The 8,253-nt window shown below is 70.9% G+C and carries 6 protein-coding genes; 5 read left to right on the top strand and 1 reads right to left on the bottom strand.

What is annotated here, in order from left to right; genetic code table 11:
• Positions 1-63 precede the first annotated feature (63 nt).
• Entirely contained in the window at positions 64-1,650 is a 1,587-nt protein-coding gene (locus PLJ28_RS07440) for an FAD-binding oxidoreductase (RefSeq protein ID WP_183529022.1), read from the top strand.
• Between the two features lie 189 nt (positions 1,651-1,839).
• Here the strand turns inward: PLJ28_RS07440 and PLJ28_RS07435 are convergent, their stop codons facing one another.
• Positions 1,840-2,532, bottom strand: coding sequence for a GntR family transcriptional regulator (locus PLJ28_RS07435; RefSeq protein WP_183529020.1), 693 nt, complete (start codon positions 2,530-2,532; stop codon positions 1,840-1,842).
• A gap of 198 nt (positions 2,533-2,730) precedes the next feature.
• Between PLJ28_RS07435 and PLJ28_RS07430 the strand changes: the two genes are divergently transcribed.
• The 4 genes from PLJ28_RS07430 (at position 2,731) to PLJ28_RS07415 (ending at position 8,151) form a co-directional block, all read left to right on the top strand.
• On the top strand, positions 2,731-4,209 hold the full coding sequence (locus PLJ28_RS07430) for a 4-hydroxyphenylacetate 3-hydroxylase N-terminal domain-containing protein (RefSeq protein ID WP_183529018.1): 1,479 nt from the start codon (positions 2,731-2,733) through the stop codon (positions 4,207-4,209).
• Positions 4,210-4,273: 64 nt separating this feature from the next.
• On the top strand, positions 4,274-5,158 hold the full coding sequence (locus PLJ28_RS07425) for a VOC family protein (RefSeq protein WP_183529016.1): 885 nt from the start codon (positions 4,274-4,276) through the stop codon (positions 5,156-5,158).
• A gap of 124 nt (positions 5,159-5,282) precedes the next feature.
• Positions 5,283-6,719: an MFS transporter gene (locus tag PLJ28_RS07420; RefSeq protein WP_183529014.1), complete on the top strand. Its 1,437-nt coding sequence runs from the start codon at positions 5,283-5,285 to the stop codon at positions 6,717-6,719.
• Position 6,720: 1 nt separating this feature from the next.
• The gene (locus tag PLJ28_RS07415; RefSeq protein WP_298044189.1) at positions 6,721-8,151 is read left to right on the top strand and encodes an MmgE/PrpD family protein; all 1,431 of its coding nucleotides are present in this window, start codon (positions 6,721-6,723) and stop codon (positions 8,149-8,151) included.
• Positions 8,152-8,253: the final 102 nt, after the last annotated feature.

The following is an 8,253-nucleotide window of genomic DNA, read 5'->3' as shown; positions in this document are numbered from 1 at the left end:
CGCCCGCCGCTGCAGGACGCGCGGCGGGCGACCCGCACCAGTTGCCGTAAGAGAGGTATGGAGATGACTGAACTGACCGTGGCCCGCGGGCCCGAGGTCGAGGACCGCCAGGAGGAGTTCCTGCGCCGTGCCGAGGAGATCGTCGGTGCCGAGCACGTGATCCGTCCCGGCGCCGAGGACGGCTACCGGGACCCGTACCCGCTGGTCCCCGGCCGCTCCACCTGGCCCGGCGTGCGTCCGGCGGACACCGGGCAGGTGCAGGCGCTCGTGCGGCTGGCCGCCGAGACCGGTACGGCGCTGTGGACGTTCTCCCGCGGGAAGAACCTGGGCTACGGCGGGCCGGAGCCGCGCGGGGAGCGCATGGTCGCCCTCGACCTGGGCCGGATGAACCGCATCATCGAGGTCGACGACCGGCTCTGCTATGCCGTGGTCGAGCCCGGGGTCACCTTCTTCGACCTGTACGAGTACGTCCAGGAGCGCGGGTTGAAGGTCTGGCTCTCCGTGCCCGCGCTGGGCTGGGGCTCGGTCCTCGGCAACGCGCTGGACCGCGGGTACGGCATGACGCCGCTCGGCGACCACTCCAAGCAGATCTGCGGCATGGAGGTCGTCCTGCCGGACGGTGAGCTGCTGCGGACCGGTATGGGTGCCATGGAGGGGACCGGCCTCGGCCCGATCTTCCAGGGCGGCTTCGGGCCCACGCTGGACGGGCTGTTCACCCAGTCCAACCTCGGCGTCGTGACCCGGATCGGCCTGTGGCTGATGCCCTGGCCGGAGGTCTACGTCAACGGTGAGGTCACCGTGGAGCGCGAGGAGGACATGCCGGTGCTGATCGACATCCTCACCCAGCTGCGCCGTGAGGAGGTCATCCAGAACAACGCCCTGTGCGGCAACGTGGTCCGTGCCGTGACCATGAACGGCCCCCGGTCCCGCTGGTACGAGGGGGAGGGCTCCATCCCGCCGGAGCGGTTGGAGGAGATCCGCCAGGAGCTGGGCATCGGCCAGTGGAACGCGAAGTTCGGCATCTACGGCGACAAGGGCCTGGCGGAGCGCCGGCTCGAGATCATCCGGGAGCGGTTCGCCGGGCTCGAGGGCTTCACCGTCACGGCCCGGCTGTACGAGGGCGCCGAGGGCGCTCGGGTGGCCTACCAGGACATCGCCGAGAAGGACCGCACCCAGATGGCGGGGGTGCCCACGCTCAAGCCCCTGGGGACGATCAACTACCTCGCGGAGAACGGCGGGCACATCGACGCCGCGCCGATCCTGCCCGCCCGCGGCGAGGAGGTGTGGGACTTCTACCAGGAGGTCAAGGAGCTCTACACCGAGTACGGGTTCGACCTGTACATCGGCTACCACCTCTACCCGCGCCACATGGTGCACGTGACCATGATCTACTTCGAGAACGGCAACGAGGAGATGCTCGGCCGCGCGCGTGCACTGTACGAACGCCTGCTCGACGCCGCACGCCGGCGGGGATACGCCCCGTACCGCAGCCACGTGGACTACATGGACCGCATCGCCGACGGGTTCGACTACAACGACCACGCCGTGCGCCGGTTCCAGGAGCGGCTGAAGGACGCGGTCGACCCGGCGGGTATCCTGGCCCCGGGCAAGCAGGGCGTCTGGCCGGCCCGCTACCGGGCCGAGGGCTAGTCCCGGGAGCAGGCGGCCGGCGCGTCGAGCCGGAACGCAGGGGCCGGGAGCACGGACTCCCGGCCCCTGCCGTCCCCGCCGTCCCCTGGTGCGGTCCGGGCGGGTAGTGCAGTCCGGGCGGGCGGGCCGGTCAGGTCCGGCCGGGCGGGGATCGTCGTGGGGGCCGCGCGTGCCCGTCCTGCCGGCGGCTCAGGCCGAGGCCGCGGGCAGGCCCACTTCCACGCCGAGCTGGGTGATCGCCTCGATGGTGCCGCGGTAGTGCTCCGCCAGCAGGCTGCAGGTAGTCTCCGCGTCCCGGGCGAGGGCGGCGTCCAGGATCGCCTGGTGCTCGGCCGAGAGGTCGCGGCCGGACCAGTTGGTCGCACTCGTGGCCCAGCGGTTGTAGAGCTGCTGCAGGTCGGACAGCGTGTTGGTCAGGTCGATCAGGACCGGCACGCCGCAGGCGGCCAGCAACTGGGCGTGGAAGGCCTGATGGGCCGCGGCCCATTCCGCGGTCGGGCGGTTGTCCTCGTCGCGGCTCGGGGTCTTCTCCATCCGGTGGTGGGCGGCCATCAGCTCGCCCTCCCAGCCCAGGTCGCCCCGGTCGATCGCCAGCGTGGCGGCGAACTGTTCGTTGACCACGCGCAGCTCCGTGAGGTCCCGCAGCTCGTCCAGGGACAGCGTCGGCACGAAGAAGCCGCGATTGGGCCGCAGGACCACGAGGCGGTCCCCGGCCAGGCGCGTCAGGGCCTCCCGGACCACGGTCGATGAGGTGTTGAACTGCTCCGAGAGCTGGTTGAGCTGGAGCCGGCCCCCGGGGGCCCACTGCCCCTTGAGGATGTTCGTGCGCAGTTCGTCCCGGATGTGCTTGGACAGGGTCTCTGCGTCGGTTCGCTTGGCCATGGACCCAGTCTAGGCGGGAACTCTGCATATGGGACAGCAGAAAATATGCTGGCGCGCCCGTGTGGAGAATGCATTCTCACAAATCCGAGGCACACGGCTCGCTTGGAAGTATTGCCTAGCTCACATCGAACTCGTACACTCATGCCTAGAGAAAATATTATCTGGTGCAAAATGCACTACAGAGGGACGGGAGACGAGATGACCGCGAGGACTGGAGCCCAGTACAAGGCAGGCCTGGACGACGGGCGCGAGGTGTGGCTGGGGGATGAGCAGGTCGACATCACCACCCACCCGGCCATGGCGCGTTCCGTCGAGGGGATGGCGGGGTACTTCGACTACCAGCACGCCCACGCCGACGAGGTCCTCATGCCGGCCCCCCACGGTGGGCAGATGAACGTCTCGCACCTGCTGCCGCGCAGCGCCCAGGACATCGACCGCCGGCACGCGGCGTTCGACCGCCTCGCCCGCTACTCCGTGGGCATGCTCGGCCGTACGCCGGACTACGTCAACGTGGTGCTGGCCGGTCATGTCGCCCGGCGGGACATCTTCGAGCAGTACGGCGACCCCGTGTTCCACGACCGCCTGGCGGCCTACCAACGCGAGGTGATCGACGGCGACCTCGCCCTGACCCACACCATCGTGCACGCGGCCATCGACAAGTCCGTCGGGGAGTTCGAGGGCGTCAACGAGGACCTGACCCTGCGGGTCGTGGACCGGACCGACGCCGGCGTGGTCGTCCGCGGGGCCAAGATGCTCGCCACCCTGGGCCCGATCGCCGATGAGCTCTACGTCTACCCCGCCACGCCGATCCGTCCGGGCCACGAGGAGTACGCCATCTCCTTCGCCATCCCGGTGAACACCCCGGGCGTGGTCTCCGTGTGCCGCGACCCGTACGCCGTGGACATGGACGTGGTGGACCGTCCGTTCTCCGCCCGCTTCGACGAGCAGGACGCCGTGGTGATCTTCGAGGACGTCCTGGTGCCCTGGCACCGGGTGTTCATCGACGGCAACCTGGACGTCTACAACCGGATCAACGCGGGCACGGCGACGGGCAACACCCAGCAGCAGACCGCCATCCGGGCCTGCGTGAAGCTGGAGTTCGCGTACGACCTGTGCGTGCAGATGGCCAAGGCCACCGGGACGGACACGAAGCCGGACACCGCCGCGATGCTGGGCGAGATCTACTCCTACCTGCGCATCGCCCGGGCCGTGGTCCACTCGGCCGAGGTGAACTCCTCGGACTGGGGCGGAGGCGCCTGGTTCTGCCACGACGACATCTCCTCGCTGCGCACCATGATGCCGCTGTGGATGGCCCGGGTGAACGACATCATCAAGACCCTGGGCTCGCACAACCTGCTGGCCACGCCCACGGCGGCCGCCTTCGACCACCCCCGGCTGGGCCCCCTCGTGGAACGCTACCTGCCCGGCGCCCAGGGCATCACCGCCCGGGAGCGCGCCCGGATCTTCCGCACCGCGTGGGACTTCGCCGGGTCGGCACTGGGCTCGCGCAACGAGCTCTACGAGCGGTTCTACCTCGGTTCCGTCGGGCGCGCCCGCGGGCTCGACCACCGCAAGGCGCAGGGCAAGGGCGAGACCGGCGCGTACCGCGCGCTGTTCGAGGAGGCCGGCATCCCGGCCGCCGACCAGGCCACCCGACCCGTCGCCGTCGCCCACTGAGCCACGCCGGACCGGCCGGGTGACGCCCGGTGTCACCCGCCACGAGAGGAATGAGGAAACAGACATGTCCTGGGGACTGATCAGCGAGATGGGCCACGTGGGGATCCAGACGACGGATCTCGACGCCTCCATCTGGGACGCGACCCAATTGCTCGGACTGCGCGTGACCGAGCAGTCCGGGGACGCCGCCTACCTGGCGGCGGGCGACGTCCACCACGAGCTCATCTACCGGGCGTCGGACGTCAACGGCGTGGACTCCCTCGGGCTGGTCGCCCGGGACGGCGACGCCCTGCGGACCATCCGCCGCCGCGTCGAGGACGAGAACCTGGAGGTCCTCGTCGAGTCGACCCGCACGGCCGGGGTCGAGGACGGGTTCAGCTTCGTCGGCCCGGAGGGCTGGGTCTTCGAGATCACGATCGGGCGCCAGCCGGACGTGGCCCCGCTGAAGGGCTTCGGCCCTGACCGCTACGGCCACCTCAACTTCCACCCGCGCGACACGCGCTCCATGATGGAGTTCCTGCAGCGTGTCCTGGACTTCCGGCTCTCCGACGTGATCGGTGACGACTACGCCTACTTCATGCGGTGCAACCCGGACCACCACGGCATCGCGCTGCTGCCCGGCAAGGGCACCTTCCACCATCACGCGTGGCAGACCCAGTCGGTGGCGGACCTGGCCAAGCTGGGTGACCGGCTGAACAAGGTCGGCCGGGACCTGATCTGGGGCCCCGTCCGCCATGGCGCGGGTCACAACATCGCGGCCTATTATGTAGAGCACTCCGGCGCCGTCGTGGAGTTGTACACGGACCTGGAGCAGATCTACGACGACGGCCGGGAGCCGGTCATCTGGGGCGCCGAGGACAACTGGTGGAACATGTGGAGCGAGTACCGTCCCCTGGACTTCCGCGACTTCGGCATCCCTCCGGTCGTCCGCCGCCTGACGTCGGCCTGACCCACGTCCTCACGCGCGCCCCGTCCCGGGCGCGATCCCCTCGTAGCCTGACGAGGCCGCTGCCCGGACCCCCGGGCGGCGGCCGCCACCCCCGTGCCGAACCGGCGCCCGGAAGTTGGACATCATGCACCAGACCCCGAAGACCCCTGCCGGCGCCCAGCCGCCGGCGCCGAATGACACCCTGAACACCAAGGACCTGCGCCGCGTGCTCGGGTCGAGCATGCTCGGTTCGATCATCGAGTACTACGACTTCATCCTGTACGCGACGGCGGCCTCGATCGTCTTCGACAAGGTGTTCTTCTCCGACCTGGACCCGGCGCTGGCGCTCTTCGCCTCGTTCGGCACCCTGGCAGCCGGGTACCTGGCCCGTCCCCTGGGCGGCGTGGTGTTCGGCCACTTCGGGGACCGGGTGGGCCGGAAGCAGATGCTCGTCGTGTCGATGATGATGATGGGCATCGCCACGATCGCCATCGGCCTGCTGCCGACCCCGGAGGTCCTGGGCTGGCTGTCCCCGGTGGTCCTGGTGCTGCTGCGCATGGTGCAGGGCATCTCCGTCGGCGGCGAGTGGGGTGGTGCCACGCTGATGGCCCTGGAGCACGCCCCGGCCTCCCGGCGAGGGTTCGCGGCGGCATTCGCCAACGCCGGCGGCCCCGCCGGCGGCCTGCTGGCCACCCTGGTGGTGTCCGCGACGTCGGCGCTGACCGGTGACGCCTTCCTCGAGTGGGGCTGGCGCGTGCCCTTCCTGCTCAGTGCCGTGCTGATCCTCATCGGCATGGTGGTCCGCCTCAAGGTCGCCGAGTCCCCGGTCTTCGAGAAGCTCGCCTCCGAGGCGGAACAGCTCGAGGAGACGCGGAAGACCCCGCTGGCCGAGATCGTCACCCGCCACTCCAGGACCGTGGCCCTGACCCTGGTCGCCAGCCTCGGCTTCTACGCCTGCCAGGGCATCCTCACCTCCTGGGGCGTGGCCCAGGCGGTCAACGACGGCATCAGCCGCGAGTGGGTCCTGAACTGGAAGGGCGCCGCCGCGGTGGTCACCGTGGCCGTCTCCTTCATGGCGGCCCGGATGAGTGACCGGATCGGTCGCCGGACCGTCCTGACCGTCGGCGCCGTGGCCGGGGTCGTGCTGGCGTGGCCCATCCTGGTGATGCTCACCAGTGGCGACCCGTGGCTGTTCGTCGTCGCGATCCTCATCGGCAACGGCCTGGTCCAGGGCATCCTGGCCGGCCCGATCGGGGCGTTCATCTCCGAGCTGTTCCCGCCCCGGGTGCGGTACACCGGCGCCTCGCTGTCCTACCAGCTGGCCTCCACCCTGGGCGCCGGCTTCACCCCGATGATCGTCACGGGCCTGATGATCGCCGGCGGGCTGCCCCTGGTGGGTGTCTTCTGGATCGCCGTGCTCGTGGCCGGCCTGGTCTGCATCCGCGTGGTGCCCGAGGGGGCGGAGGGGATGCAGAACACCCACGTGGAGCGTGCCCGCTTCAAGGTGACCAAGCGCATCGCCACCCGGAACACGCCCCGCCAGACCGTGGACGCCGGTCACGGGCCGAAGGCGGACGCCTGAGATGGCGGCCGGTGCGGGCGAGGCCGGGGGCCTCGCCACGGCGGAACGGACCCTGACGGACCGACTGGTCCGGCACGCCCACCGGGTGCGGTACGAGGACTTCGACGACACCGTCCTGCGGCGGGCCCGCCATCGCCTGCTGGACGGGCTGGGGAACATCGTCGCCGGTCACCGGGCCCCCGGCATGCAGGAGCTGGTGGACGGTGTCGCCGCCTGGGGCGGCCGGCCGGACTCGACCGTCCTCGGCGACGGCCGCCGCCTTCCGGCCCACCACGCGGCGATGCTCAACGCGGCACTGATGCGCTCCTTCGACTTCGAACCGGTGGGTGCCGAGGGGCCGGGCCGGCGGCAGGTCGCCGCGCACATCACCGGCACCACGGTGCCGGTCGCCCTGGCGCTCGGTGAGCGGCAGGGCTCCACGGGCCGGGAGGTCCTCACCGCACTGCTCGTGGGGGAGGACATCGCGGCCCGGCTGGCCTTCGGCTCGGGATTCGACGTCTACTCCGGGCAGGACAACACCGGCACCGTCAACGGGGTGGGGGCGACCGTCGTCGCCTGCCTGCTGATGGGCCTCGACGAGGAGCGCACCCGGCACGCCCTCGGCCTCGCCGTGAACCAGCTGGCCGGGACCGTCGCCAGCATCTTCGACCACGCCAGCGCCTTCAAGCTGCCCATGGCCTTCGCGGCCCGCAACGCGATCACCGCGGCGGAGATGGCGGCGGCCGGGGTGACCGGCCCCGAGGACCCGATCGGCGGGCGTTTCGGCTTCCTGCAGACCTATTGCGCGGACCCCGACCCGGAGGTGATGCTCGAGCGGCTGGGGGAGGCGTTCTATGCCGACGCGGTGATCAAGCCGTGGTCCTGCTGCCGGGCGGCCCAGCCGTCCCTGGACGCCTGCACCCGGTTGCTGCGGGACGCACGCGTGAGCGCCGAGCGGATCGAGCGCGTGGTCGTCCACGTCACCCCCCGCACGGCGGCGGGCTTCGTGGGGCAGAGGTTCGAGGCGGGGGACTGTCCCGAGGTGTCCGCCGCCTTCAGCATCCACTACACGGCGGCCGCGGCGCTCGCCTTCGGCACCGTCCGGCCCGAGCACCTGGCCCCGGAGGCGATGGCTGATCCTCGCGTCCAGCGGCTCCTGGACCGCATCGAGATCCGGGGGACCCTCGACGACGGTGAGGTCCTCACCGCGGAGGTGGAGGTCCGGTTGTCCGACGGCACCGTGCACCGCGAGCGCGTGGACTCCCCGCTCGGGGACGTCCACCATGCGCCCCTGGACCACGGGCAGATCCTGGAGAAGTACCGCCTCAACGCCGCCTTCTCGGGGCGGCTCGACGCCGCTCGGGCCGAGCAGGCCGCCGCCGCGGTGGCCTCGTTCCAGGACCTGCCCGACGTCGGCCGGCTGACCGGGTTGTTCGGCGCCGGGAACGCCTGAGCCGACGCGCGGGGACGCGCGCGGACATACCGAGACACACCGAGGACCTGTCGGCGGCGCGATCCGCACCCCGTCTCCCCGCGTCTCCCGTGCCTCCTCACA

This window comes from Citricoccus sp. (genome assembly GCF_035445025.1).
Taxonomy (GTDB): domain Bacteria; phylum Actinomycetota; class Actinomycetes; order Actinomycetales; family Micrococcaceae; genus Citricoccus.
This window is presented reverse-complemented; position numbering and strand designations above follow the sequence as displayed.

What these genes read in the sequence shown, in the direction of transcription:
- PLJ28_RS07435 (WP_183529020.1), bottom strand. Translation starts at nt 2,532, where the DNA reads ATGGCCAAGCGAACCGACGCAGAGACCCTGTCCAAGCACATCCGGGAC.
- PLJ28_RS07415 (WP_298044189.1), top strand. Translation starts at nt 6,721, where the DNA reads ATGGCGGCCGGTGCGGGCGAGGCCGGGGGCCTCGCCACGGCGGAACGG.
- PLJ28_RS07420 (WP_183529014.1), top strand. Translation starts at nt 5,283, where the DNA reads ATGCACCAGACCCCGAAGACCCCTGCCGGCGCCCAGCCGCCGGCGCCG.
- PLJ28_RS07425 (WP_183529016.1), top strand. Translation starts at nt 4,274, where the DNA reads ATGTCCTGGGGACTGATCAGCGAGATGGGCCACGTGGGGATCCAGACG.
- PLJ28_RS07430 (WP_183529018.1), top strand. Translation starts at nt 2,731, where the DNA reads ATGACCGCGAGGACTGGAGCCCAGTACAAGGCAGGCCTGGACGACGGG.
- PLJ28_RS07440 (WP_183529022.1), top strand. Translation starts at nt 64, where the DNA reads ATGACTGAACTGACCGTGGCCCGCGGGCCCGAGGTCGAGGACCGCCAG.